A 25,946-nucleotide genomic window follows, 5' to 3' on the forward strand; every position below is an offset into this window, starting at 1 on the left:
ATGCATGATCTGTCGGCCCGGCACGGGGCGCAGATCGCAACCTGACCAGGATAGCCGCAGCGCGGGGCGGCATCCAAATCCGGCCGCTGGGCTAATCTCAATTCCAATGTCGGATTCTGCCCCAGCCACAGCGTCGCGCGGTGACCGCCCACCCCGGGTCAACCCGCAGTTGCTGCGCGACTGGGCACGGGCGGCGGCCGACGGATTGACCGCCGCGCGCGCGGAGATCAACGAACTCAACGTCTTCCCGATCCCCGATTCCGACACGGGTTCCAACATGGCCTTCACGATGGCCGCCGCGGCCGAGGCGGCCGAGCAGGCCGAACCCGGGGCCGACGTCGCCACCGTGACTCGGGCGATGGCTGACGCCGCCGTTGGCAGCGCACGCGGAAACTCGGGGATCATCCTGTCCCAGGTACTCGTCGGCGTCGCCGACGCGGCCGCGATCGCCGAGACCGAGCGCGACCACTCCTTCGCCCGGCTGTTCGCCGGCGGACTGCAACTGGCCTCCCTGGCGGCGGTGCGCGCGGTCAGCGACCCGCGAGAGGGCACCGTGCTGACCGTCCTGCGCGAGGCCGCCACCGCGGCCCACGACAACGCCGCGGCCTCGCCCGCGGACTTGGCGCGCGCGGCCGCCGAAGCGGCGGCGGACGCGCTGGAGCGCACCCCCGAGCAACTCGCGGAACTGGCGTACGCGGGTGTTGTCGACGCCGGGGGCCGCGGCATGTTGGTGCTGCTCGACGCGATGGTGCTGGTGCTGACCGGCGTCGCGAACCGCCGGCGGAACTACCGCGGGCTGCTCGTCGACCGCGACCTGCCGCTCATGCGGGCCGACGAGGCCTGCGACGGCAGCAGCGACATGGATTTCGAGGTCATGTACCTGCTCGACGGCATGGCCGACGAGCGCATCGGCCGGTTGCGCGACTACCTGGCCGAGATCGGCGACGCGGTCGTGATCGTCGGCGACAGCAGCGCCGACGGGGAGCGCTTCTCGGTGCACGTGCACACCAACGAGCCGGGTAAAGCGGTGGAGGCGGGTGCCGTGGTCGGCACCATCAGCGACGTGCGGATCTCCTGCTTCGCCCTCGACGCGCTGCGGTCCAGCGCGCCCGACGAGCCGCTGCCGCGTCACAAGCGCGCCATCGTCGTCGTCGCGAAGGGGGAGGGCGCGCAGGAGCTGTTCGCCGATGCCGGCGCCGCCGTGGTCCGCGCCGACGACGGGGTGTCCGCCGATCCGGTGGCCGAGGCGATCCGGGCCACCGACGCCGCTCACGTCATCGTCATGGCCAACGGTGAGCTCGCCTCGCAGGAATTGGTGTCCGTGGCGGCCGGGGCGCGCTCGGCCCACCGCACCGTCGTGTTCATCCCGACCCTGTCGATGGTCCAGTGCTTGTCGGCGCTGGCCGTGCACGACCCGACCGAGTCGCCTGACGTCGACGCCTACGCCATGGCCGAGGCCGCGGCCGGGACCAGGTGGGGGTCGGTGCGCAGGGTCGCGGAGCGGATGATGACGCTGGCCGGAACGAGCGAGCCGGGCGACATGCTCGGCTACATCGGTTCGGATGCGCTGGTGATCGGGCATGATCCGCTGACCGCGACGACCGCGCTCCTCGACCTGATGCTCGCGACCGGCGGCGAGATGATTACCGTCCTGGGCGGACGCCTGCTCGACGAGCATCCCGATGTCATCGCGGGCCTGGAGGACCATGTTCGTCGGGTCCACCCCGGTGTCGAACTCAACGTGTACCCGTGCGGCCAGGCCGACTCCGTCCTGCAGGTGGGAGTTGAGTGAACCGGTGAGCGACACGGGATCGGTGACCTCGGCGATGCCGTTGGCCGAGGTCCTCGACGGCGACACCGCCGCCAAGCTCGCCGCGCTCGGACTCGAGACGGTCGGCCAACTGCTCTTCTACACGCCGCGTCGCTACGCCCAAGCAGGTGTGGTCGCCTCCGACGAACTGCCCGAGGCGGGGGAATGGATCACCATCGTCGGGCGGATCACGCGTGCCGACATGATCCGGATGAAACGTCGCAACGGGCAGTTCCTCAAGGTGCTCGTCGACGACGATGCGCGGGTGTACGAGGCGAGCTTCTTCAATCCGCGCTACATCAAGAACAAACTGCGGCCGGGCGCGCGCGTGATGATGGCCGGAAAGGTCGGTCTCTACCAGGGCCGGGTGCAGCTCTCCCACCCGGAATGGGCGGTCCTCCCCGACGGGGCCGATCCCGACGTCGCCGCGGTCGGGAACTCGATGATGCAGCAGCTCTACGCCGTCGAACAGGAGGCCCGCGAGGCCGCGACCGGCGACGAGGTCAGTCTCGACGACGCCTTCGACCGCGCGATTCTGCCGATCTACCCGGCGACCAAGGACGTGCAGACCTGGGTCATCTGGCGCGCGGTCCGCCGCGTGCTGGGGGAGTTGGCGCCCGTTCCCGATGCGTTGACCCCGGAGCAGCGCGAGGAACGCGGGTTGATGACGACTCAGGAGGCATGGCGGGCGATTCACGTGCCCGACGACCTGGACGAGGTCGAAGCCGCGCGTGAACGCCTGCGCTTCGACGAGGCCTACGCCATGCAGCTGATCCTGGCCCAGCGCGCGTTGCTCGGCCGGGCCGAGACGGCGAAGGCGTGCCCCCACGTGAGCGGCGGACTGGAAGACGCGCTGCGGCAGCGCTTGCCGTTCACCCTTACCGACGGGCAGACGACGGTGCTCGCCCAGATCGACGACGAACTCGATGCCAGCGTGCCGATGAGCCGCCTGCTGCAAGGAGAGGTCGGCTCGGGTAAGACCCTCGTCGCCCTGCTGGCGATGTCGCGCGTCGTCGACAACGGTCAGCAGTGCGCGCTTCTCGCACCCACCGAGGTCCTCGCGGCGCAGCACTACCGCACGATTCGCGGCATGCTCGGCGACTTGGGCCTGGGCGGCGAACTCGGGGCGGCCGACGGCGCGACGACGATCACGCTGGTCACCGGGTCGCAGCGCACCGCCGACAAACGCCAGGCGCTGCTGGACGTGATGACGGGTACGTCGGGGATCGTCATCGGCACGCACGCGTTGTTGCAGGACAACGTCGAGTTCTTCGACCTCGGTCTCGTCGTCGTCGACGAGCAGCACCGATTCGGCGTCGAGCAGCGCGACGTGCTCAAGGCGAAGGCGTCCGGCGGCCGCGTTCCCCACCACCTGGTGATGACGGCGACGCCGATTCCGCGCACGGTCGCGATGACGGTGTTCGGGGACCTGGAGACCTCGGTGCTCACCGAACTGCCCAAGGGGCGCCAGGAGATCAGCAGTTCGGTCGTGCCGATGGGCAAGCCGGCCTGGATGAACCGCGTGTGGGAGCGCGCGGCCGAAGAGGTCGCCGCCGGCCGGCAGGTGTACGTCGTGTGTTCACGGATCGGCGACGAGGTGAGCGAGAAGAAGGCGGCCAAGAAGCAGGGCGAAGAGAACAAACGCGAGCCGATCGCCCTGCTGAACCTGTTGGACGAGGCGATCGCCCGACTGCCCCAATGCCGGGTCGAGATGCTGCACGGCCGGATGCCGTCCGACGAGAAGGCCGCCGTCATGGACGCGTTCACCGCGGGGGAGGTCGACGTCCTGGTGTCGACGACGGTGATCGAGGTGGGCGTCGACGTGCCCAACGCGTCGATGATGATCATCATCGACGCCGACCGGTTCGGGGTCTCGCAGCTGCACCAGCTCCGCGGTCGTGTCGGTCGTGGCGGGTTGCCCGGCCTGTGTCTGCTGGTCACGGCGGTCCCGGAGGCGTCGGCACCGTTCCGGCGGCTGACCGCGGTCGCGGGCACGACGGACGGCTTCGAACTGGCGCGCCTCGACCTGGCCGAGCGGCGCGAGGGCGACGTACTCGGCGAACTGCAGTCGGGCGGTTCGTCGTCGCTGCGATTCCTCTCGCTGCTGACCGACGCCGAGATCATCGCAGACGCCCGCGAACTCGCCCGATCCGTCGTCGACGAGCACTTCACTCTCGCAGGCAATCCGGGTGCCGCCATGATCGTCGACGCCGTCGTCGGATCGCGCGCTGAGTTCCTCGACAAATCCTGACGGGTGTCGTCGCGGGAACCGGATGCGGGTGCGCCGCGTCTAAGTCCGCATGATGCGCATGACGAGAGGGCTGCCGCGTCGGGCGTGGTTGGCGATCATCGGCTGCACCGCGCTGGCGGTGTTCGCCGCCGGGTCGTTGGCGGTCGATCATCGGCGACCGTCACTGTCGTCGGCCGCGATCGGGCTGGCGGAACTGGAGCGCATCCCGCGCGTCGCCGCGCGGCTTCCGCATCGACAGGACTACCGGCGCGCCGCGTTCGGGGCGGCGTGGGCGGACGCCACCGATGTGTTCGGCGGCAACAACGCCTGCGACACGCGCAACGACATCCTGCGTCGCGACCTCGACGAAGTCGTCACGACCACCGGGCCGCGCTGCGCCGCGACGGTGACCGCCGGGAGACTGCGCAGCCCGTACACCGGGCGGGTGCTCGTGTTTCGGCGCAGCCGCGCCACCGCGGTCCAGATCGACCACATCGTGCCGCTGTCCTACGCGTGGGACATGGGCGCGCACGGCTGGCCGCCGACCGCGCGTCTGCGCTTCGCCAACGACCCGGCCAACCTCGTCGCCGTCGACGAAAGGTCGAACCAGGACAAGCGCGACCTCGAGCCGGCTCGGTGGATGCCGCCCGCGCGCGGCTTCCACTGTCAATACGCCAAACAATTCGTCGCGGTGCTCGCCGCCTACCCGGTGCTGTTGGACGAACCGTCGGCGCAGACGCTGGAGAGAGCGCTTCGCCGGTGCGAATGACGTCGTCTCGCCGGGTCTCGATACGCCGGCTCGCCTTGCGGCTCGCCGGCACTCGACCACCCAAACGGGAAGCGTGCGGGCTCCAGCTGACGGGTCCATTTGGGTGATCGAGGTTTCGATACGACCGCTCCTTCGTCGCGGTCACTCAACCCACCGGTGCCCGAGGAGCGCAGCGACTCGGGTGTATCGAGATCACCGCACCGGTGTGCCATATCGATCCATGTGGCGCACTGGGTCTCGATACGCCGGCTCGCCTAGCGGCTCGCCGGCACTCGACCACCCAGGAGCCCGCACGATCTGGCCCTCGGAAGGATGCCTTCGGTCACGGCGTTAACCTGGTGGGAAGACGAATCTCTGAACGAAGGAACCTGATGAGTGCACCCGCCGTCGACACGGATGCCGTGACCGCGGAGGTGACCGCGCTGGCCACGGCGGCCAAGGCGGCGTCGCGGAGCCTGGTCGGGCTCTCGACCGCAGCCAAGAACGCCGTGCTCACCGCTGCCGCCGACGCCATCGAGGCCGCACAGGAGAAGATTCTCACGGCGAACGCCGCCGACCTCGCCCGCGCGGAGGCCGACGGGATCGAGGCCAGCCTCCTGGATCGCCTGCGTCTGACTCCCGACCGGGTCACGGGGATCGCCGACGGGCTGCGTCAGGTCGCCGCGCTGCCCGATCCGATCGGCGAGGTGCTCGCCGGCAAGACCCTGCCGAACGGCCTGACGTTGCGCCAGGTGCGCGTGCCGCTGGGCGTCGTCGGAATCGTGTACGAGGCCCGCCCGAACGTGACCGTCGACGCGTTCGGCATCGCCTTCAAATCGGGCAACGCGGTACTGCTGCGCGGCTCCAGTTCCGCCGCCGACTCGAACGCCGCGCTGGTGGCCGTGCTGCGCGACGTCCTGGTATCCCACGGCGTCGACCCGGACGCGGTGGCGCTGCTGCCCGCGCACGACCGGGCGAGTGTCACCGCGCTCATCCGGGCACGAGGACTGGTTGACGTGGTGATCCCGCGCGGCGGTGCCGGCCTGATCAACGCCGTCGTCGCCAACGCCACCGTCCCGACCATCGAGACAGGCACCGGAAACTGCCACGTGTACGTGCACTCCGCCGCCGACCTCGACATGGCCGAAACAGTCGTCATCAATGCCAAGACCCGCCGGCCCAGCGTGTGCAACACCGCCGAGACGGTCCTCATCGACGAACAGATCGCCGACGTGGCCCTGCCGCGCATCACCGATGCCCTGAAGGCGGCCGGCGTCACCATTCACGGCGACGAAGAGGGGATGGAACCGGCTGACGAGCGTGACTGGAGCGACGAGTACCTGTCGCTGGACATCGCGGTGCGCCGTGTCGCCGGACTCGACGAGGCCATCGACCACATCGGCCGGTACGGCACCGGCCACACCGAGGCGATCATCACCTCCGACCTCGCCGCGGCCAACGAGTTCACCAAGCGCGTCGACGCCGCCGCCGTGATCGTCAACGCCTCCACCGCCTTCACCGACGGCGAGCAGTTCGGCTTCGGCGCCGAGATCGGCATCTCGACGCAGAAGCTGCACGCGCGCGGTCCGATGGGTCTGCCCGAACTGACCTCGTCGAAGTGGGTCGTGTGGGGCGACGGCCAGATTCGGCCCGTCTGATGGCGCGCGAAGGGAAGGCCACGAAGGGCGCCAGCAGCGCGGACACGACGATCGTGCCCGCTTTCGAGTCGGTCGACGACGTCGCCGAGCGACTGAGTGACACCGGATATCTGCCGGACGCGGCCACCGCCACGGCGACCTACCTCGCCGATCGGCTCGGCAAACCGCTGCTGGTCGAAGGCCCGGCCGGCGTCGGCAAGACCGAGCTGGCCAAGGCCGTGGCGTCGGCCATCGGTGCCGACCTCGTCCGCCTGCAGTGTTACGAGGGCCTCGACGAGGCCCGCGCGCTCTACGAGTGGAACCACGCCAAGCAGATCCTGCACATCCAGTCGACCGGCGCCCGGGAGTGGGACGACACGAAGGCCGACATCTTCTCCGACGAATTCCTGTTGCCGCGGCCCCTGTTGAAGGCGATCTCGCGATCGGAGCCGACGGTGCTGCTCATCGACGAGGTCGACAAGGCCGACGTCGACATGGAGGGCCTGCTGCTGGAGGTCCTGTCGGACTTCGCGGTCTCGATCCCCGAGATGGGAACGGTGCGCGCCACCCAGCGGCCGATCGTCATCCTCACGTCCAACGCGGCCCGCGAGCTGTCCGAGGCGCTCAAGCGCCGGTGTCTCTACCTGCACATCGACTTCCCCGACGCGGCGCGCGAGAAGGAGATCCTGGCGAGCCGGGTGCCGGAGTTGCCGTCCGCGCTCGCCGCCGAGGTGGTCCGGGTGATCGGGGCGCTGCGCGGCCTCGACATCCGCAAGAAGCCGTCGGTGTCGGAGACGATCGACTGGGGCAACACGCTGCTCGCGCTATCGGCGGGCGCGAAGGCCGGCACGCCCGAGGCCAAGCTCGTCAAGGGCCGGATCGACGATTCGCTGATCTCCCGAACGCTCGGCGTCGTCCTCAAGCACCGCCCCGATCTCGCCACCGCACGCAAAGAACTCAAGCTGAATCACGAGTGATGTCGTCGCCGTTCATCGATCACCTCGTCGAATTCGTCGACGAGCTGCGGCGCCGCGGTATCGACATCGGCCCGGCCGCCCTCCTCGACGCAGGTAAGGCGGTGGAGGTCCTGGATCTGCTGGACCGCGAACAGTTCCGGGAAGGCCTTGCCGCGACGCTGCTGTCGACCAGCATGCACCGCGACGTCTTCGACCGCGCCTTCGATCTCTGGTTCCCGCTGGGCAGCGGCGCGCGGACCACCGATGTGGACGTCCCGCGCGACGCCGACGGCAACGCCGACGTCGAGGCGTTCCGCCAGATGGTCGCCGAGGTCATGGCCGACGACCAGGCTGCCGCCGACGGGCGGCAAAGCGAGATGGTGGCGCTCATCGTCGACCAGTTCGGCAGCTACGAGGGTGCGCGGGGCGAAGCCTTCTCCGCATACCAGGCGACGTCGACGATTAATCCCCAGACCCTGATCGCTGCTATCGCGGCCGCCATGGCGCGCGGTGCAGGCGACGACGAACCGGGGGTTCGTGCCGGCACCCAGCCCCGGTACCGACGCGCCGCGGCCGATCGTGCGGCCAATCTGCGGGCCGCCATCGAGTCGGAGACGCAGCGTCGGATGGCCGGGCGCCACGGGCGTGACCGCGTCGCCGACTACGCGGTGCCCAAGCTGCCCGAACACATGAGCTTCCTGCATTCCAGCGCCCGCGACCTGGCGCAGATCCGGCGAACGGTGGAACCGCTGGCGCGTCTGCTCGCCGCCCGGCTGGAGATCCGGCGCCGGCGTGCGCGCCACGGCCCGGTCGATGTGCGCCGCACGCTGCGCGCCTCCATGTCGACCGGCGGCGTGCCGATCAAGCTGACCCATCGCCGCCCGCGGCCCGGACGCCCCGAGCTGGTGATCATCTGCGATGTGTCCGGCTCGGTGTCGGGCTTCTCCAAGTTCACCCTGCAGCTCGTGTACGCGTTGCGCCAACAGTTCTCGAAGGTGCGGGTGTTCGCGTTCGTCGACACCGTCGACGAGGTCACCGACTATTTCGACCGGGGCCAGGCCGACGAGTCCTTCGGCGAGGTCATGCACGAGATGATCACCAAGGCGAGGATCTCGACCCGCGACGGCCACTCCGACTACGGCCACATGCTCAAGGGCTTCGCCCGCGACTACCTCGACTCGCTGACGCATCGTGGCGCGCTGCTCATTCTGGGCGATGCGCGCAACAACTATCACTGGACGGAGAAGGAGTCGCTGCAGACGCTGACGGAGAAGGTTCGCCACTCGTACTGGCTGAATCCGGAACGTCGCGAGGAGTGGGGCAGCGGCGACTCCGACGCCGATGTCTACGCGGAGATCATCGATATGTACGAGTGCCGCAACGCCGAGCAACTCGCCAGGGTGATTGGTGACCTGCTGCCCGTGTGAGCGTAAGCTTTGGCCGCATGTCAGCAGATGGGCCGACCTCTCCGGGTCGTGACCGTGTGCCCGCCGGGCCTCGCCGTCGCCGCCGAGTCGGCGTCATGGGCGGCACCTTCGATCCGATTCACAACGGCCACCTCGTGGCGGGCAGCGAAGTGGCGCACCGGTTCGGACTCGACGAGGTCATCTTCGTCCCGACCGGACGCCCGTGGCAGAAGACCGGTGACGGCGATGCCGAGCCCGGCCAGGTGGTGTCGCCGCGCGACGTTAGCCCAGCCGAGGACCGCTATCTGATGACCGTCATCGCGACCGCGTCCAATCCGCGGTTCTCGGTGAGCCGCGTCGATATCGACCGCGAGGGCAACACCTATACCGTCGACACGTTGCGCGACCTGAAGCGCCTGCTGCCCGACGCGGAGCTGTTCTTCATCACCGGGGCTGACGCGCTGGAATCGATCCTCTCCTGGCAGGAGTTCGACGAGCTGTTCTCGCTGGCGCATTTCATCGGTGTCAGCCGGCCCGGGTACGAACTCTCGGCGACGCATCTGGCCAAGCACCTGAGGGAGCTACCGCCGGACACGCTGCAAATGCTGGAGATTCCCGCGTTGGCGATCTCGTCGACGGAGTGTCGTGCGCGCGCCGCCGCCGGGCAGCCCGTGTGGTACCTGGTGCCCGACGGCGTGGTGCAGTACATCGCCAAGCGCGGGCTCTATCGGCGCTGGCCGCACTCCGGTCCGAGCGTGTCGGCACCGGGGTGATCGTGGCGTGCGCGTGACGAATTCGCTGCAACCGCGCCACATCTCGCACTGCTCGCTAGAGTGTTTCGCAGTTTGCCGACGAGTCGCCCAGATTCGCCCGTACCGAGTCGAAGGATTGCACCTGTGACGATCACTGAACCCACTCCGGCCGGCCCGCCGCACCCGGTGGCCGTGGATACCGACGCCGGCTATCAGCGCGGGCTGACGCAGCGAACGGTTCAAATGATCGCGCTGGGCGGTGCGATCGGTATCGGGCTGTTCTACGGTTCCGGTGCCGCCATCGAGAAGGCCGGTCCAGCGCTCATTCTGGCCTACCTGGTTGCGGGCCTCGGTGTGTTCGTCGTGATGCGCGCGCTGGGGGAGCTGTTGATGTACCGGCCCGTCGCCGGTGGCATCAGCGAATACGCGGACGAGTTCCTCGGCCGCTTCGCCGGTTTCAGCCAAGGGTGGACCTACTGGGCCGTCTGGGTGACCACCTGCATGGCGGAGATCACCGTCGCCGGCATCTACATCAACTACTGGTGGCCGTCGATCCCGGTCTGGGTGACCGCGCTCGTCGCCCTGGGAGCGCTGTTCACCGCCAACCTGATCTCGGTTGGCGTGTTCGGCCGCGCCGAGTTCTGGTTCGCCAGCATCAAGATCGCGACGATCATCGGCATGATCGTCATCGGCGCCGCGGTGCTGCTGCCGATCGCGGGATTCGGCCCGGAGGTCGGCCCGTCGGTCACCAACCTGTGGAACGACGGCGGCTTCTTCGCGACCGGCTACTGGAACGCGCTGCTGGCGCTGCAGATCGTCATGTTCGCCTACGTCGGCGTCGAGTTGGTCGGCGTCACGGCCGGTGAGGCCCAGAACCCCCGGGTCACCCTGCGCAAGGCGATCAACGCCGTGCCGTTCCGTATCGCGATCTTTTACGTCGGCGCCCTGTTCGTCATCCTGTGCGTGAAGGGCTGGCGCAACTACCGTGAGGGCGTCAGCCCGTTCGTCCAGGTCTTCGAAGACGTCGGGATCCCGGGCGCCGCCGGCATCATCAACTTCGTGCTGCTGACCGCCGCGCTGTCGTCGTGCAACGCCGGTATCTATTCGACGGGCCGCATGCTGCGCTCGCTTTCGATGCGCGGTGACGCGCCGCGCCAGCTTTCGGGCCTGTCGTCGCGGCACGTGCCGATCGCCGGGATCGTGCTGTCGGCCGCGGTCATGGTTGTCGGCGTGGTGATCAACTACTTCGATTCGCAGCGGGCGTTCATGTGGATCATCTCGGTGGCGACGGTGGGCATCCTCGTGGTGTGGTCGACGATCATCGCCAGCCACCTCGTCTACCGCAACCGGACCAAGAAGGGACTGCTGCCGCCGTCGGAGTACCCGGTGCCGGGCGCCCCGTATACCTCGGTCGCCGCGCTGGCGCTCTTCGTCGGCGTGCTCTTGCTGCTCTTCTTCACCGAGTCCGGTCGTACCGCCCTTGTCGTCGGTGCCATCTGGTTCGCCCTCGTGATCATCGGGTACCTGATCTGGCGGGCCCTGATGCAAAGCCGTGCCGCGCAGGCCGGTGTCGGTGTCACCGCGCCGATCGCCGGTACCGGCGCGTCGGTGCCGGCGGCGGTCGGTGCTGGTGCCGCGGCGGTCGGTGCCGCTGTCGCCGGCGCTGCGACGACCGCGCGCGCGGCGGACGAGGCGACGGCGAATATCGTTCCGGCGGGCGTCTCGGCGAGCGACGTGACGACCGAGATCGAGAGGATTGCCGACCCCGAACCGGCGCCCGTTGTCCCACCCGCGCCCGCGCCGCAACCGGCACCGCGCCGCCTCTCACCCGAGGAAGCCGGCCCCGAGCCCAAGGACAACTTCCTCTGGGCCGTCCTCTCGTGTGCCTTGTTCTGGCCGATCGGCCTGTTCGCCGTGTTCAAGGCGGCCTCGGTCAAACCCCAGTGGCAAGACGGCGAGTACGAACTCGCGCGGCGGTCGGCGTCGACGTCGCGCACCGCCGCGGTCATCGCAGCGGTGGTCGGTGTCGTCGTGATCTTGGCGGTGCTGGCCTGGCTGATCATCAGTACCCGGTAGCTGTGGAGGTGTGTTCGGCGTGAGACGCTGTAACCCATGACCGCAGCACCAGAATCGGTGGAAGTGGCGCGGATCGCCGCGGCTGCCGCCGCCGACAAACTAGCCACGGACGTCGTCGCCATCGACGTCTCCGCGCAACTCGTCATCACCGACGTCTTCGTCATCGCGTCCGCCGACAACGAGCGGCAGGTCAACTCGATCGTCGACGAGGTCGAGGACAAGATGCGCGAAGCGGGCCACAAGCCGGCGCGCCGCGAAGGTGCGCGCGAAGGCCGATGGGCGCTGCTGGACTACACCGATGTCGTGGTCCACATCCTCCATGCCGACGAGCGTGAGTTCTACGCGCTGGAGAAGCTGTGGAAGGACTGTCCCCAGATCGAACTCGACCTCCCGGAGGCCCCCGAGGCGCAACCGCGGTGATGGCCGGACCCGATACCCACGACACCAGTGTCGAGCGGCTCACCCCGGTCGTTCGTCGCCTCGTGCTGTGGCGCCACGGCGAGACCCACTACAACGCGGCTAGCCGGATGCAGGGCCAGCTCGATACCGACCTGTCCGAGCGCGGTCACCGGCAGGCGATCGCCGCGGCCTCGGCGCTGGCGCAGCGCGACCCGCTGCTGATCCGGTCGTCAGACCTGCGCCGCGCGGCCGAGACCGCCGATCAGCTGGGCAAGCTGACCGGTTTGGGCGTCGACCGCGATCCGCGCCTGCGGGAGACGCACCTGGGCCGGTGGCAAGGGTTAACCCACGCCGAGGTCGACGCGGTAGCACCGGGCGCCCGGCGGATCTGGCGCGACGACGCGACCTGGTCGCCGCCGGAGGGCGAATCACGCGTCGATGTCGCCGAACGCATTAGACCCGTCGTCGACGATCTGCTGGTGGCGCTGCCCGAGTGGGGGTCGGGGCAGCGGCCCGAGTCGCCGGTGGTCCTCGTCGCCCACGGCGGCTCGATCGCCGCGCTCACCGCATCGCTGCTGCAGTTGCCGGTCGCCAACTGGCCGGTGTTGGGTGGTTTGGCCAACGCCGGGTGGGTGCAGTTGTCCGGCCATGAACTCGCCGAATCGGTCATCAAATGGCGGCTCGACGTCTGGAACAGCGGGGTCGACGAGTCGTGAGCATTGTCGTCCTGTCGGATTCACTGGCCTACTACGGGCCCAAGGGCGGGCTCGCCGCCGACGACGAGCGGATCTGGCCGAACCTGGTGGGGCAGCGGCTCGGCGCTCCCGTGGAATTGTTCGGTCGTATCGGCTGGACGAGTCGCGACATCTGGTGGGCCGTCACCCAGGATCCGCGGATCTGGGCCGCGCTGCCGAAGGCCGAGGTGGTCGTGCTCGCCTACGGCGGAATGGACAGCCTGCCTTCGCCCCTGCCGACGGCGTTGCGCGAACAGATCCGCTATTTGCGGCCGGCCCGGCTGCGCCAGGCCGTCCGCGACGGCTATGCCTGGGTGCAGCCGCGGGCGTCGCGGACGGGGTGGCCGATGGCACTGCCGCCGCGCGTCACGATCGAGTACCTGGAGAAGGTGCGCGGATCGCTGGCTCACCTGCGTCCCGACCTTCCGATCGTCGTATGCCTGCCGCCCACACACGCCAGTCCCTACTACGGGAACGTGCACGCCGGGCGAGTGCCGACGACGGCCGCGATGCGCGCCTGGGCCGCTGAACACGGTTTGGCGACGGTGGATTTCTATCCGACGACGCGCGACGAGTTCGCCGACCATCCCGACGACATGAACCCCGACGGCATCCACTGGGGCTTTCGGTGTCACAGCGACATCGCCGGTCTCGTCGCCCCGGTCGTCGGCGCGGCGCTTGAGCGGACCGGCTAACGTAGAGCCGTGCCCGTCGTCGTCGTCACCGATTCGTCGTGTTGTCTGCCGCCCGAGATCGCCAAGCGCTACAAGATCCGCCAGGTCCCGCTGCACGTCGTCTTCGAGGGCGAGGACTACCGCGAGAACATCGACGAAGTGCCCGACAGCCTCATCAGCACGCCGGGCGTCACCACCTCCGGGGCCACTCCGGCCGACCTGGAGAAGGCGTTCGCCAAGGCGCTGAAGGACTCCAAGGGCGACGGCGTCGTCGCCGTGCACATGTCCCGCAAACTGTCGAGCACCTGGAGCGCGGCGCGCGTGGTCGCCGACAAGTACGACGGTGCCGTCCGCGTCGTCGACTCGCGCTCGGTCGGGCTCGCCGTCGGCTTCACGGCGCTCGTGGCGGCGCAGGCCGCGGCGAGGGGATCCGATCGCGACCGGGTCTACGAGGCCGCGGTGCGCGAGGCGGCGACGATCGAATCGATGATCTGCGTCTCCGATCTGGATCACCTCCGTGCCAGCGGACGGATCAGCGCTGCCGGGCGGATGCTGGGCTCGGCGCTGTCGATCAAGCCGGTGCTGCACACGGTCGACGGCTCGCTTGCCCTGCGCGAGCGTCACCGGACGTTCTCCAAGGCGGTCGCGAAGATGGTCGACGCGGCATGCGAGATCGCCGGTGCGCGACCGGTGTCGGTCGGCGTCCAGCACTGCGGCGCGCCGGACATCGCCGAGCAGGTGATGGAGGAGTTGCGCGGCCGCATCCCGGACGTGGTCAACGCGGTGACCGCCCCGCTGGGCCCGGTGCTGAGCGTCCACGTCGGGCAGGGCGCGGTCGGCGTGACGATCGGCTCGACGCTCACCCCGTTGGACTGAGCGCCGAGCCGCCGAGCGTGTCCGCCCCGGTCAGCGGCCGGTGGCCTTGCGGACCAATGCCCGCAGTTTCGTCTCGACCTCGTCGGTGATCTCCAGTACGGCGAACGAGGTGGCCCAGAAGGGACCGTCGTCGAGTGTCGCGGTCTCGTCGAAACCGATGTTCGCGTAGCGCGTCTCGAACTTCGACGCCGGCTGCACGAAGGTGACGACCTTCCCGTCGCGCGCGTAGGACGGGAATCCGTACCACGTCTTGGGGTCGAGGTCGGGGGCCTCCTCGGTCACGATCCGGTGGTAGCGCTCGGCGATGGCCTTGTCCGAACCGGACAGCGCGGCGATCGCGTCGTCGCAGGCCTTGGCCTCGCGCGCCTTCTTGGCCGAGCCCTTTCCGGCCTTCTTCTCCGCCTTCAGTTCGGCCGCACGCTCTTTCATCGCCTCGCGTTCGGCCTCGCTGAACTTGCCGTCGGAGCTGTCGTTGCGGGCCATCAGACGGCCGCCTTCGGTGCGGCCTGGATGCGGATCATATTCCCGGCCGGGTCGCGGAACGCGGCGTCGCGCGCACCCCAGTCCTGGTCGATGGGTTCCTGGATGATGTCGGCGCCGGCCGCCTCGATGGCGGCGAAGGTCGCGTCCAGGTCATCGGTGGCGAGGTTGACGCCGAAGTAGCTGCCCTTCGCGATCAGGCGTTGCAGAACGTCGCGCTCCTCGTCGGTGATGTCGGTGCCGACGCCGGGCGGGTGCAGCACGATCGCGGTGTCCGGCTGGTTGGGTGGGCCGACCGTGATCCAGCGCATCTGGCCTTCGCCGACGTCGAGCCGAACGTCGAATCCGAGGACATCGCGATAGAACTTGAGCGATTCTTCCGCGTCGAGGTGGGGTAGGAAACTGTTTGCGATGGTGATTGCCATGGGTCTCACGCTAGGCGCGTGCCGACGCCGCCGCTTCTCGATTCCTGATCGGTTTGGTGATCTGTTTGGCGATGCAGGGCAACAGGCCGGGCAGGGGGATCGCGGTGAGTTCGGCGAGTTCCTCCGGGCGATCCCAATGGTCGCGATAGACGCTGGGCGGCACACCGGTGAGTTCGCGGAACCGGGTGCTGAAGGTGCCGAGGGAGGCGCAGCCGACGGCGAAGCAGACATCGGTGACCGACAGATCGCCGCGACGCAGAAGCGTCATGGCGCGTTCGATCCGTCTGGTCATCAGGTAGGAGTAGGGCGACTCGCCGTACGCCAGCTTGAACTGCCTGCTCAGATGCCCGGCCGAAAGGTGGACGTCGCGGGCCAGTGACTCGACGTCCAGCGGCTGCGCGTATTCGCGGTCCATCCGATCGCGCACCTTGCGGAGGATGACGAGCGTGGAGAGATCGGGTTGGTCGGCCACGTGATCAAGTCCACCACATGTTCGTCACGTTGCGACACTTCGCTGTTTCGCAATTCTCCGACTGCGGTGTCAGTTACGGTCGGTCGATGAGCAACGGGGGAGTACATAACGACGGGCTTGCGACGGCGGAGCGCAACGGCGCCCTGACGCGATTCTCGGCCGCGATTTCACGAGCGTTGGCACCGCGGGCCGAGCGGGCGATCGAGCTGCCCGACCCGCAAATCGACCTGCGACTCACGTCGGTCGAGCCGGGAGCGACGACCGGACTGGCCGCGCACTTCGTGTTCCCGACGGCGCCGAACGGGCGGCCGTACTCGATCCGCGAGATCGGTGTCGAGTTCCCCGACGGGTTCGACGTCGATTTCACCGCAGTGCCCACCTGCCGGCCCTCGCGCGCCCGAATGTTCTTCAGTCGCGCCGCCTATCGCGCGCCGAGCCTGGTCGGGTCGGGCACGGCGCGCGTGGATTTCGGTGTTCCCGGGCTGGAGGAGATCGGCAGCCCGTTGCACGAGATCGTTCTCGGCGACGGCTGCTTTTTCTCTTATGAGCACAACCGCGTCGGTATAGGCGGGCGGACGGTCACAGTCTTCCCGCTGGTGTTTCGGACGCCTCTGGACTCGTCGGGCTTCCTGTGGGAGATCGGTGAGGCACCGAGCTTCCGTCGCCCGGATGGCTTGGACGCGCTGATCAGCGCGTCGGTGGAGTTCGACGACAAGGGGGTGTTCCGGCTTCCGCCGACCCCGCCTTCGTCGGGCGTCTGGGAGTTCACCTTCCGGTTTCGCTACTACAACGAGTCACGATCACGCGTCGTGGTCGCCGTTCCCGCCGAGGGCCTACGGTGAGCGTCGCGCGGACGGCCCGGGTGGCGCTGCACGCGGGATCGGGAGTCGTGGCGACCGCGGCCAGCGCCCTTCGCGGTCGGCGAGGGTGGCCGGCCGGCGTGAACGATTGGACCGGGTCGGCAGGTTCGGGAATCCCGGTCGTCCTGGTGCCCGGATCCTTCGTCCCCGGCGAGTTCTACTGGCACCGCCTGGCGCCGGCGTTGATCGCCGACGGGTACCGCGTCTTCGCGTGCAACCTGCCGGGCCTCGGCACGCGCGAGCCGACCGTTCTGGTCGCGGCCCTCGATCGATTCGTCTCCGAGGTGCGCCGTGTGACCGGCGCGGACAGCGTGGTGCTGGTCGGACAGTCCTTCGGCGGCGTGATCATCCGCGATCTCCTGCGATCGGCCTCCGCCGAGGTCGCGAGCGCCGTGCTCGTGAGCTCCCAGAACCATGGCTTTCGACGGCCGTGGGCCGCGCTGTTCTCCGCGCCCGTCGTGCGCCGCGTCGTCTCGGTGGTCTGCCCGATGGCGCTGCGTTTGATTCCCGGATCGGCCTATCTGGCTTCCCTCGACGCGTCGTCGGCCAGCTCCGTGCCCGTCACGACCATCACCAGTTCGCGCGACGCCTTCGCCTCGGCCGCTTCGGTCGCCGTCGCGACGGCGACGAACATCGTTCTCCAGGACGTCGACCCGGGAATCCGCAGCGGTCACATGCTGATCGGCTACGACGAGACCGCCGTGAAACTGGTGGTGGCCGCCGTCGGACAACGCACTCGCGACGACGATATCCACAATTCCGCCTGATCCACAGGCAGGTTCCGCAGGCGGCTTCTCCACCGTGGAACCGGTCGTCGTGGGCCGTACCGTCGGACCATGGGGAGAGGGCGGGCCGCCGAACCGGCAATCGTGCGGCAGCGACTGGCACGGCTGGCGGCACGGCCGGAGCCCGAAGAGGCGGCGCCGGATGAGCCGTCGACCGCTGGCGGTGAACAATCCGCGCAACCGTCTACGGGGGAGCAGTGGGGAATCGCGGCGACGCCGCAGTGGTTGTCGTCGCGCGAATGGTCCGAGTACGACGTCCCCGACGCCGACGACTTCGCACTGACCGACCTCAACGACGAGTCGTACGGCGACGATCGCGGGCACCGGATCCGTCCGCTGCCGCCCGCGGCGGTGGCGCTGATCGGCGTCGGCGTGATGGCGACGCTGGTCGCCGCGTTCTTCGCGCTGCGCACACCGGACTCGGTCGTGCCAGTGGTCGACTTCCCGGCGTCCGCGGGGCCGACCACCTCGACCGCCGACGAGCCACGCGCTTCGTCGGGACCGGACGAGCGATCCCAGGAACAGGTGATCGTCGTGAGCGTCGTGGGTCTCGTCCGCAAGCCGGGATTGCGGAGCCTGCCGCCGCGGTCGAGGGTGGCCGACGCCGTGCGGGCGGCCGGCGGCGGCAAGCCGGGAGCCGATCTCCTCTCGCTCAATCTCGCCCGACCACTGCGCGATGGCGACCAAGTCGTCGTCGGACTCGCCGATATGCCGGAGCGGCCCGGGTTGCGCAGCGCCGTGATCGGCGTAGACGGGAGTCCGGCCGGACCGCCAGCCGCGCCCGCGCCGGGCAACGACGCGGCGCCCGCGGCCGGCAAGGTCGATCTGAACACCGCGACCCTCGAACAGCTCGATGCCCTCCCGGGCGTCGGGCCGGTCACCGCGAAGGCCATCGTCGACTGGCGAGCCGCGCACGGGAGGTTCACCTCGGTCGACCAACTCGCCGAGGTCGACGGCATCGGGCCGGCACGATTGCAGCGATTGCGCGACCTGGTCACCGTCGGCCATGGGTGACCCGCATCGGCTGGACCTGCGCCTGGCCGTGCCGGCGACGGCGAGCTGGCTGATCAGCTGGATCGGCGTCGGAGCGACACGCGGTTTGCTGGTGGCGTCGATCCTGGCGGCGATCGCACTGTCGGGGGGCGCCGCACTGCTTCTCGTCAGTCGCGCCGGAAGGGACCGTCGTGCGCGGGCGGCGGCCACAACTGTCTTGGCCGCCGCCGGTCTCGCGATCGGCGTGGGGGTCGCGCTGCTGATCCGGGTGGACCGGGCCGAGGCTCACCCGGTGCGGCAACTGGCGGGCGGCGCGGTGCTGGTCGTGGTCAGCGCGACCGAGGACCCCAAGGTGAGTGCGGCCAATCCAGAACTGGTGTGGATGCGCGCCCGGCTGCACCTCGTGGACGGCCGGGCCGTTCGGCCGGCTGACGTGATCGTGTTCGCATCGACGCGCGGAGCCGACGCACGGTCGGGATGGCTCGACCTGCGTGTCGGGCAACGAGCGCGCGGACTGGTCACCGTCGCCATCCCCGACGGTGGTGGTCTCGTCGTCGCCCAGTTGAGCGCGCGAGGTCCGCCGACGGTCGTCGGAGCCGCCCCGGCGCACCATCGGCTGTCGGAGTCGGTGCGCGAACGGTTCCGGCGAGTCTGCGCGACCTCGCTGGGACATCGGGCCGCCGGGTTGCTGCCCGGCCTGGTCCTCGGGGATACGAGCATGAGTGAACCGTCGGTCGACGAGGAGTTCCGTCGCGCCGGGTTGACGCACCTGCTCGCGGTGTCCGGTGCGAACTTCGCCCTCATCGTCGGTGCGGCGGTGCTGCTGATCGCCGTGTGCGGCGGTTCGATTCGCGTGACGGTCGCGATGGGTCTCGCGGTGACCGCCGGGTTCGCCGTGCTGGTCCAGCTCTCGGCGAGCGTCATCCGCGCGTCGATCATGGGCGGCATCGGGCTGTTGGCGATGGGGGCGGCGCGCAGCAGGGCGGCGATGCCAGCGTTGGCGGGCGCGGTCATCGTGGCGCTGGTGCTGTGGCCCCACCTGGCAGTCGACGTGGGCTTCGCGATGTCGGTGGCCGCGACCGCTGCGCTGATCGCGTGGTCGCCGCCGCTGCGCGACCGGCTGGTCGACCGAGGATTGCCGCACGGGGTCGCCGACGCCCTGGCGATGTCCACCGTCGCGTTCGTCGTCACGGCCCCGCTCGTCGCCGTGATCTCCGGTCAGGTCAGTTGGACTGCGGTCCTGGCGAATATCGCGGTCGCGCCGGTGATCCCGCTGGTGACGGTCCTGGGTGCGGTGGCGATGACGCTCTCCGCCGCGGACCTGTCGGCCACCACGGCGCTGGCCAGCGTTCTCGTCGCGGCGTGCGAACCGGCACTGTGGTGGGTTCTGGGTGTCGCGCGTTTCCTCGGCGGTCCGTGGGCGGCGATCCCGGCTGCGCCGTCTTGGCTGCTGCTCATCGGCGTCGGTGTGGTCGGTGCGCGAGCGGTTCGACGATCTCTGGCACGATTGAGGTCGTGACCGACCAACTCTTTCTCCTTCTCGGGGACAACGATTTCCTGATCGAGCGGGGAGTGCGCCAGGTCGTCGCCGAGGTCGGTCGCGACAGCGCCGAGCCGGTTCCCGTCACCCGCGTCCGCGCGGGCGAGGTCACCGCCGCCGAACTGAGCGAGTTGCTGAGCCCGTCCCTGTTCGGCGACCTGCGCGTGATCGTGATCGAGGCTGCTGGGGAGGCGGGCAAGGAGCCGGCCGGAGTCATCGCGTCGACGCTGACCGAGATCCCCGACGGGATCACCCTGGCCGTCGCCCATTCGGGCGGGGGCCGGGCCAAGTCGATGGTCGGCGTCCTGCAGAAGGCGGGTGCGACGGTGATCGACTGCGCCACCCCGCGGTGGCCGTCGGACCGGGCCGATTTCGTGCGCAGGGAGTTCCAGCAGTCGGGAGTGCGGGTGTCGCGCGACGTCATCGAACTGATGCTCGCCAACGTCGGTTCCGATCTGCGGGAGTTGGCCGCCGCGGCCAGTCAGCTGGTCGCCGACACCGGGGGGAAGATCACCGCCGAATCGGTGGAGACGTACTACTCGGGCCGCGCCGAGGTGAAGGGGTTCGAGATCGCCGACAAGGCGGTCACCGGTGACCGGGCGGGTGCGCTGGAAGCGTTGGCCTGGGCCATGCACCACGGCACGCCCCGGGTGATCCTGGCCGACGCACTGGCCGAGGCGGTACACGGCATCGCCCGGGTGCGCGGCCTCGGCTCCACGAATCCGCAAGCGGCCGCTTCCGAACTGGGAATGCCGCCCAGCCGGGTGAAGAAGCTGCAGACGCAGGCCGCGGCATGGGACGCCGAATCGATCGGCGCCGCCGCCGTCGTCGTCGCGAAGCTGAACGGGGACGTCAAGGGACAAGCCGCCGACGCTGACTACAGCCTCGAGCACGCCGTGTCGACGGTGGCGGGCTTACGGCCCCGTCGCGGACGGTAACGCGCGTCATCGCTCCCGCACCGTTTCGCTCTTCCCGCGGCGATCGAAGCGGGAAGAGCGAAACGATGCGGGAACGGCGCGTCGGGCGTCGACTCAACGCAAGTCACCCCGGTGACCGCGTGGTCGTCACCGGGGTGATGCGAAAGTGTGCCGCGTCGCGGCGTCAGGCGCGCGTCAGAGCTTGTTGACGGCCAGCGCCATGGCCGACTTCTTGTTGGCAGCCTGGTTGGCGTGGATCACGCCCTTGCTGGCTGCCTTGTCGAGCTGACGGCTCGTCGAAGCGAGCAGTTCGCCCGCCTTGTCCTTGTCGCCGGCCTCGACGGCCTCGCGGAAGGTGCGGATCGAGGTGCGCAGGGCGGAGCGGACCGACTGGTTGCGCCGGCGCGCCTTCTCGTTCGTCTTGATGCGCTTGACCTGCGATTTGATGTTTGCCACGCGAGTTTGTCCTCTTCATAGATCTGGGATGACAACGACGGTCGACTTTACCAGCCAGCCGCACGGCCACCCAAATCGCGACCGTGTGCCGAACACTAGGGTGATGGGTATGTCTGTCGTGTTCGTCCATATCGGCCTGCCGAAGACCGGCACTACCCACGTGCAGGATCGTCTGTGGCGCAACCGCGACCACGCGTTGACGGCCGGCCTGCTGTACCCCGGCGACGCGATCGACGACCACTTCCACGCGGCGGCCCACCTGCAGCCGGAACGGTACCTGGATTGGGTCGATCCGGAACACAAGCAGGCCTGGCCGACGATGGTCGCGCAGATGCGGGCGTGGCCGGGCGCGAGTCTGGTCTCCCACGAACTGTTCGCCACCGCGAACGCCGAGCAGATCGCTCAGCTCGTCGGTGATCTCGACTTCGCCGACGAGGTGCACGTGATCGCCACGGTCCGCGACCTGGCCCGCCAGCTGCCGTCGGCATGGCAGGAGAACGTGAAGAACCAGCGCAGGGGGACGTTCGGCGAATTCGTCGACGCGGTCGCCGAGCGGGCGAATTCAGCCGATCTCAGCCACGGCGAGGAGGGGCCGTTTTGGGAGTTCCAGGATTTCGTCCGGATTCTCGACGACTGGTCGCGCGTGGTACCGCAGGAGCGCATCCACGTGGTGACCGTGCCCCAGCGAGGCGCGCAGGGCGACGGGCTGTGGGAACGGTTCCTGAGCGTCCTACAGGTCGATCCGACCGCGTTGTCCGCGCCGATCGAAAGCTCCAACTCGTCGCTCTCGGCGGCTCAGGCCGAGTTCCTGCGCCAGCTCAACGACCGCCTGCAGCCGACCGATGTCGAATGGGCGCGCTACGAGCGGGTCGTGAAGGGCGAACTCATCGGCGGGGTCCTCTTCGCCGGCGAACGGGGCGAACCGCAAGGATTGTCGGCCGAACAGCGGTTCTGGGCATCGCGACAGGCCAAGCGGATGACTGCCGCGCTGGCGGAACGCGACTACGACATCGTCGGATCGCTCGACGAACTGGCCGTCGCCGAGCAGGCCGGAGCCGACGCGCAACCGCCGACGCGGCAGGAAGTTCTCGACGCCGCGCTGGACGCGCTGGCCGGCTGGGTGAAGGTCGCCCCGGTTCCGGAGCCGGCGCCGCGGTGGAAATCAGCCGCGCGCAACGTGGTGCGCAAAGCGCGTCGCCGCGCCGTCGGCGTGCGCAACAGGGCGCGGCAACGCCGGGCGAAGGGCTCGCGGAACGGCGGCTAGCGCCAGCCGTAGTGCGTGCGCAGTTCGAGGGCGACCGTCTCGAAACGCTGCCGGTCGAGAATGGCGCCTTCCCGCCGTATCTGATCGGCGACGATGACGAGCACGCGGTCGAGCCGGACATAGCTGGTGCGGCTGTCGGAGTCCCAGATGCCCGAGCCGATGGCTCGCCAGTCGGGGTCGCCGGCGTGGTAGGACTGGCTCGACAGCATCAGACCGAGCACGCGGTCGGGAGCGGTGTCGCGCCCGACCACCAGGACCGGACGGTCCTTGCCCTGCGAGGGATCCTCCTCGTAGGGAACCCAGGTCCACACGATCTCGCCCGGATCGGCGTCACCGTCGAGATCGGGGTGGTAGGCGACCGAGCGCGCCAACGACGCCGTTGGAGACGAATGCGGTCCTTGAGGGTCGGTCATGCGGAGCCCGGGCGGTCGGTCAGCGCGACGTGCAGGACCAACCGCGCACGTGCGACCCGGGGCCGGCCTGGATGCGGGCGGCACGCGAGGCGGCGGCGCGAGTGGGGTAGCCGCGGGCGTGGCCGACCCGGGTGCGGTAGCCGAACCGGTAGGCCACCGCGCCGCACGAGTTGTAGAAGCTGAACTGGCCGCAGTGGCGGCCGCAACGCGCCTTGACGGCGTTCACCGCGGAGCGCGACGTCGGGAAGTTGGTGCGGGTGACGGCGACTCGACCGTTGTAGTCGTAGGCGATCGCGCCCCAGTTGTACCGGTAGGCCTCGGCCGACGGGGTGGTCGACGGGAGCAGGGTGCCGGCGGTCGCGATGGTCGCGGCGATACCGAACGTGGCGAAGAAGCGGCGAGTGATCATGGCGGGAAACTCTATTGGCGTCCGCCGTCGTTGTCATCCGTTGTCGGTCGATCGACGCACCTGTGTCAGCAGTTCGAGCACCGCGTCGGCGGCCAGTCGAGCGACGTCGGTGCGGCCGGGGTTCAGCGCGTGCGGGGCGGCGACGGTGACGGTCCGCGTCGGCGCACCGATGAGCGCGACCGCTTCGGCCAGCTCCTCGGTCGTGGCGAAGGGGTCGCTGCTGCCGTGGACGATGACGGTGGGCACGCTGATCTCGGGCAGGTGCTCGGTGCGCATCCTTTCCGGCTTGCCGGGCGGATGCAGGGGATAGGAGCTGAGGAAGAGGCCGGCGGCGAGATCGGGCCGTTCGGCGACGAGCATGGAGGCCTGCCGTCCCCCGTAGGAGTGGCCCCCGACGACGAGCGGCGCGTCGGTGAGCTTCCCGACCTCGGCGCATGCCGCGGCGATTCCTTCTCGGTCGCGTTGGGCGTCGGACCGGCCGGGAGGGCCTTTGGGCCGCCGCTGCCGGTAGGGCAGGTCGATCCGGGCGACGAGCAGACCGCGATCGCAGAACTCGTCGGCGTAGGCGCGCAGAATCACGGCGTCCCGGTTGCCGCCCGCGCCGTGGGCGAGGACGACGGCGGCCCGTGGGGTCTGATCGACGGGTTCATGCAGGTCGGCAACGACGTCGGCGGTCTCGATGGTGCGCACATCTCTACCGTAGGCCGCACGCCCGTGACCGGTGCGGGCATGACAGACTGGAGAGTGAACCTTTCTACGAGGAGCGATTCTCATTTCCAGTTTTGCCGACACGACGTTCACCGATCCTGAGCGCATCCGGAACTTCTGCATCATCGCCCATATCGACCACGGCAAGTCCACCCTGGCCGACCGCATGCTGCAGCTAACGGGCGTGGTCGAGGAGCGGCAGATGCGTGCCCAGTACCTCGATCGGATGGACATCGAGCGCGAGCGCGGCATCACGATCAAGGCGCAGAACGTGCGTCTGCCGTGGCAGGTGACCGGGGCCGACGGGACGCCGACCGACTACGTCATCCACCTCATCGACACGCCCGGGCACGTCGACTTCACCTACGAGGTCAGCCGTGCGCTCGAAGCCTGCGAGGGCGCGGTGCTGCTCGTCGACGCCGCGCAGGGAATCGAGGCGCAGACCCTGGCCAACCTGTACCTGGCGATGGAGAACGACCTGGAGATCATCCCGGTCCTCAACAAGATCGACCTGCCGGCCGCCGATCCGGAGCGTTACGCAGCCGAACTCGCACACATCGTCGGCTGCGAGCCCGACGAGGTGCTGCGCGTCTCCGGCAAGACCGGCGTCGGCGTTCCCGAGTTGCTCGACCGGGTCATCGAGAAGGTGCCGGCGCCGGTCGGCGACCCCGACGCCCCCGCGCGGGCGATGATCTTCGACTCGGTCTACGACACGTATCGCGGTGTCGTCACCTACGTCCGCGTCGTCGACGGCAAGATCGTGCCGCGCGAGAAGATCGCGATGATGTCGACGGGCGCAACGCACGAACTACTCGAAGTCGGCATCGTCTCGCCGGAGCCCAAGCCGACGAAGGGCCTGGGGGTGGGCGAGGTCGGATACCTCATCACCGGTGTGAAAGACGTGCGTCAGTCGAAGGTGGGCGACACCGTGACGACGGCCCGCAACGGTGCCGAGACAGCGCTGACCGGGTATCGCGAGCCGGTCCCGATGGTCTATTCGGGGCTGTACCCGGTGGACGGATCCGACTACCCGGTATTGCGCGAGGCGCTGGAGAAGCTGCAGCTCAACGACGCGGCGCTCACCTACGAGCCGGAGACGTCGGTCGCGTTGGGGTTCGGGTTCCGGTGCGGGTTCCTGGGACTGCTGCACATGGAGATCACCCGCGAACGCCTGGAGCGCGAGTTCGGTCTCAACCTCATTTCGACCGCGCCGAACGTCGTCTACCGAGTCGTGATGGACGACGGGACCGAGCACATCGTCACCAACCCGTCGGATTGGCCGACGGGCAAGACCAAGCAGATCTTCGAGCCGATCACCAAGACGACCATCATCGCGCCGAGCGAGTACATCGGGGCGATCATGGAGCTGTGCCAGTCGCGGCGCGGTGACCTCGGCGGGATGGACTACCTGTCCGAGACGCGGGTGGAGATCCGCTACACCCTGCCGATGGCGGAGATCATCTTCGACTTCTTCGACTCGCTGAAGTCGCGCACCCGCGGCTACGCCAGCCTCGACTACGAGGAGTCGGGCGAGGCCGAGGCCGATCTGGTGAAGGTCGACATCCTGCTGCAGGGCGAGGCGGTCGACGCGTTCAGCGCGATCGTCCACCGCGACGCGGCGTACGCCTACGGCAACAAGATGGCTCTCAAACTCAAGGAACTCATCCCGCGCCAGCAGTTCGAGGTGCCGATCCAGGCGGCGATCGGATCCAAGATCATCGCCCGCGAGAACATCCGGGCGATCCGCAAAGACGTGCTCGCCAAGTGCTACGGCGGTGACATCAGCCGTAAACGCAAACTGCTGGAGAAGCAGAAGGAGGGCAAGAAGCGGATGAAGACGATCGGTCGTGTCGACGTTCCGCAGGAGGCCTTCGTCGCCGCACTGTCTTCCGACGCGGTCGGGGACAAACCGAAGGGAAAGTAGAC

General features: G+C 69.0%; 26 protein-coding genes and 1 pseudogene. 20 read left to right on the forward strand and 7 right to left on the reverse strand.

The features are described from left to right. The first annotated feature begins 106 nt into the window (after nt 1-106). The 13 genes and pseudogenes from fakA to GOARA_RS12820 all read left to right on the forward strand — a co-directional run bounded on the left by fakA (nt 107) and on the right by GOARA_RS12820 (nt 14,298). On the forward strand, nt 107-1,792 hold the full coding sequence (fakA, locus tag GOARA_RS12765) for a DAK2 domain-containing protein (protein ID WP_050947278.1): 1,686 nt from the start codon (nt 107-109) through the stop codon (nt 1,790-1,792). A 34-nt stretch (nt 1,793-1,826) separates the two neighbouring features. Then, on the forward strand, nt 1,827-4,061 hold the full coding sequence (recG, locus tag GOARA_RS12770; RefSeq protein WP_040523210.1) for an ATP-dependent DNA helicase RecG: 2,235 nt from the start codon (nt 1,827-1,829) through the stop codon (nt 4,059-4,061). A 58-nt stretch (nt 4,062-4,119) separates the two neighbouring features. Next, nucleotides 4,120-4,809 (forward strand): HNH endonuclease family protein, encoded by a 690-nt coding sequence (locus GOARA_RS12775; protein ID WP_245548425.1) that lies wholly within the window; start codon nt 4,120-4,122, stop codon nt 4,807-4,809. A gap of 371 nt (nt 4,810-5,180) precedes the next feature. After that, complete coding sequence (locus GOARA_RS12780) at nt 5,181-6,446, forward strand: glutamate-5-semialdehyde dehydrogenase (RefSeq protein WP_007322811.1); 1,266 nt, start codon at nt 5,181-5,183, stop codon at nt 6,444-6,446. After that, on the forward strand, nt 6,446-7,402 hold the full coding sequence (locus GOARA_RS12785; protein ID WP_007322812.1) for an AAA family ATPase: 957 nt from the start codon (nt 6,446-6,448) through the stop codon (nt 7,400-7,402). The genes GOARA_RS12780 and GOARA_RS12785 overlap by 1 nt, the downstream gene beginning before the upstream one ends. Further along, nucleotides 7,402-8,808 (forward strand): vWA domain-containing protein, encoded by a 1,407-nt coding sequence (locus tag GOARA_RS12790; protein WP_007322813.1) that lies wholly within the window; start codon nt 7,402-7,404, stop codon nt 8,806-8,808. The genes GOARA_RS12785 and GOARA_RS12790 overlap by 1 nt, the downstream gene beginning before the upstream one ends. Nucleotides 8,809-8,825: 17 nt before the next feature. Further along, nucleotides 8,826-9,560, forward strand: a complete 735-nt coding sequence (gene nadD / locus GOARA_RS12795) for a nicotinate-nucleotide adenylyltransferase (RefSeq protein ID WP_083834871.1) — start codon at nt 8,826-8,828, stop codon at nt 9,558-9,560. Between the two features lie 165 nt (nt 9,561-9,725). Then, nucleotides 9,726-11,072, forward strand: a pseudogene (locus GOARA_RS12800) (amino acid permease); the annotation flags it as partial. Nucleotides 11,073-11,081: 9 nt separating this feature from the next. Then, the gene (locus GOARA_RS20625) at nt 11,082-11,615 is read left to right on the forward strand and encodes a CD225/dispanin family protein (protein ID WP_245548427.1); all 534 of its coding nucleotides are present in this window, start codon (nt 11,082-11,084) and stop codon (nt 11,613-11,615) included. Between the two features lie 36 nt (nt 11,616-11,651). Then, nucleotides 11,652-12,035 (forward strand): ribosome silencing factor, encoded by a 384-nt coding sequence (gene rsfS, locus GOARA_RS12805; protein ID WP_007322816.1) that lies wholly within the window; start codon nt 11,652-11,654, stop codon nt 12,033-12,035. Then, nucleotides 12,032-12,730 carry a histidine phosphatase family protein gene (locus GOARA_RS12810; RefSeq protein ID WP_138947691.1) on the forward strand — a complete coding sequence of 233 codons (699 nt, stop codon included), beginning with the start codon at nt 12,032-12,034 and terminating at the stop codon, nt 12,728-12,730. Before rsfS ends, GOARA_RS12810 begins: the two co-directional genes overlap by 4 nt. Beyond that, a complete protein-coding gene (gene octT / locus GOARA_RS12815) occupies nt 12,688-13,443 on the forward strand; it encodes a diglucosylglycerate octanoyltransferase (RefSeq protein ID WP_050947279.1) in 756 nt (251 codons plus the stop codon). The genes GOARA_RS12810 and octT overlap by 43 nt, the downstream gene beginning before the upstream one ends. Before the next feature lie 9 nt (nt 13,444-13,452). Beyond that, nucleotides 13,453-14,298, forward strand: coding sequence for a DegV family protein (locus GOARA_RS12820; protein WP_007322819.1), 846 nt, complete (start codon nt 13,453-13,455; stop codon nt 14,296-14,298). 30 nt (nt 14,299-14,328) lie between these two features. On the opposite strand, the gene GOARA_RS12825 is transcribed toward GOARA_RS12820, so the two are convergent. From GOARA_RS12825 to GOARA_RS12835, 3 genes are read right to left on the reverse strand one after another with little or no spacing between them, the layout of a single operon-like run. Continuing rightward, nucleotides 14,329-14,781, reverse strand: a complete 453-nt coding sequence (locus GOARA_RS12825; protein ID WP_007322820.1) for a hypothetical protein — start codon at nt 14,779-14,781, stop codon at nt 14,329-14,331. Further along, on the reverse strand, nt 14,781-15,203 hold the full coding sequence (locus GOARA_RS12830; RefSeq protein ID WP_007322821.1) for a VOC family protein: 423 nt from the start codon (nt 15,201-15,203) through the stop codon (nt 14,781-14,783). The genes GOARA_RS12825 and GOARA_RS12830 overlap by 1 nt, the downstream gene beginning before the upstream one ends. A gap of 10 nt (nt 15,204-15,213) precedes the next feature. After that, a complete protein-coding gene (locus tag GOARA_RS12835; protein ID WP_083834876.1) occupies nt 15,214-15,618 on the reverse strand; it encodes a helix-turn-helix transcriptional regulator in 405 nt (134 codons plus the stop codon). Between the two features lie 143 nt (nt 15,619-15,761). Between GOARA_RS12835 and GOARA_RS12840 the strand changes: the two genes are divergently transcribed. From GOARA_RS12840 to holA, 5 genes are all read left to right on the forward strand, one after another. After that, complete coding sequence (locus GOARA_RS12840) at nt 15,762-16,517, forward strand: hypothetical protein (RefSeq protein WP_007322823.1); 756 nt, start codon at nt 15,762-15,764, stop codon at nt 16,515-16,517. Further along, the gene (locus GOARA_RS12845; RefSeq protein ID WP_007322824.1) at nt 16,514-17,302 is read left to right on the forward strand and encodes an esterase/lipase family protein; all 789 of its coding nucleotides are present in this window, start codon (nt 16,514-16,516) and stop codon (nt 17,300-17,302) included. The genes GOARA_RS12840 and GOARA_RS12845 overlap by 4 nt, the downstream gene beginning before the upstream one ends. Before the next feature lie 69 nt (nt 17,303-17,371). Continuing rightward, a complete protein-coding gene (locus GOARA_RS12850) occupies nt 17,372-18,334 on the forward strand; it encodes a ComEA family DNA-binding protein (RefSeq protein WP_007322825.1) in 963 nt (320 codons plus the stop codon). After that, a complete protein-coding gene (locus GOARA_RS12855) occupies nt 18,327-19,832 on the forward strand; it encodes a ComEC/Rec2 family competence protein (RefSeq protein WP_007322826.1) in 1,506 nt (501 codons plus the stop codon). Before GOARA_RS12850 ends, GOARA_RS12855 begins: the two co-directional genes overlap by 8 nt. Beyond that, the gene (gene holA / locus GOARA_RS12860) at nt 19,829-20,791 is read left to right on the forward strand and encodes a DNA polymerase III subunit delta (protein WP_007322827.1); all 963 of its coding nucleotides are present in this window, start codon (nt 19,829-19,831) and stop codon (nt 20,789-20,791) included. Before GOARA_RS12855 ends, holA begins: the two co-directional genes overlap by 4 nt. Nucleotides 20,792-20,965: 174 nt before the next feature. Here the strand turns inward: holA and rpsT are convergent, their stop codons facing one another. Further along, nucleotides 20,966-21,226, reverse strand: a complete 261-nt coding sequence (rpsT, locus tag GOARA_RS12865) for a 30S ribosomal protein S20 (RefSeq protein WP_007322828.1) — start codon at nt 21,224-21,226, stop codon at nt 20,966-20,968. Between the two features lie 109 nt (nt 21,227-21,335). Here rpsT and GOARA_RS12870 point away from each other — a divergent pair, with 109 nt between their 5' ends. Next, nucleotides 21,336-22,490 (forward strand): hypothetical protein, encoded by a 1,155-nt coding sequence (locus GOARA_RS12870; protein WP_050947280.1) that lies wholly within the window; start codon nt 21,336-21,338, stop codon nt 22,488-22,490. Here the strand turns inward: GOARA_RS12870 and GOARA_RS12875 are convergent. From GOARA_RS12875 to GOARA_RS12885, 3 genes are read right to left on the reverse strand one after another with little or no spacing between them, the layout of a single operon-like run. Continuing rightward, entirely contained in the window at nt 22,487-22,903 is a 417-nt protein-coding gene (locus GOARA_RS12875; protein ID WP_040523177.1) for a type II toxin-antitoxin system PemK/MazF family toxin, read from the reverse strand. The genes GOARA_RS12870 and GOARA_RS12875 overlap by 4 nt on opposite strands. A 19-nt stretch (nt 22,904-22,922) precedes the next feature. Beyond that, nucleotides 22,923-23,312, reverse strand: a complete 390-nt coding sequence (locus tag GOARA_RS12880; RefSeq protein ID WP_007322831.1) for a DUF4189 domain-containing protein — start codon at nt 23,310-23,312, stop codon at nt 22,923-22,925. 33 nt (nt 23,313-23,345) lie between these two features. Further along, complete coding sequence (locus GOARA_RS12885; RefSeq protein ID WP_007322832.1) at nt 23,346-24,002, reverse strand: alpha/beta hydrolase family protein; 657 nt, start codon at nt 24,000-24,002, stop codon at nt 23,346-23,348. A 76-nt stretch (nt 24,003-24,078) separates the two neighbouring features. On the opposite strand from GOARA_RS12885, the gene lepA reads away from it, so the two are divergent. Then, complete coding sequence (gene lepA, locus GOARA_RS12890) at nt 24,079-25,944, forward strand: translation elongation factor 4 (RefSeq protein WP_040523179.1); 1,866 nt, start codon at nt 24,079-24,081, stop codon at nt 25,942-25,944. The last annotated feature ends 2 nt before the right edge of the window (nt 25,945-25,946 follow it).

It is taken from the genome of Gordonia araii NBRC 100433 (assembly GCF_000241265.1).
Taxonomy (GTDB): domain Bacteria; phylum Actinomycetota; class Actinomycetes; order Mycobacteriales; family Mycobacteriaceae; genus Gordonia; species Gordonia araii.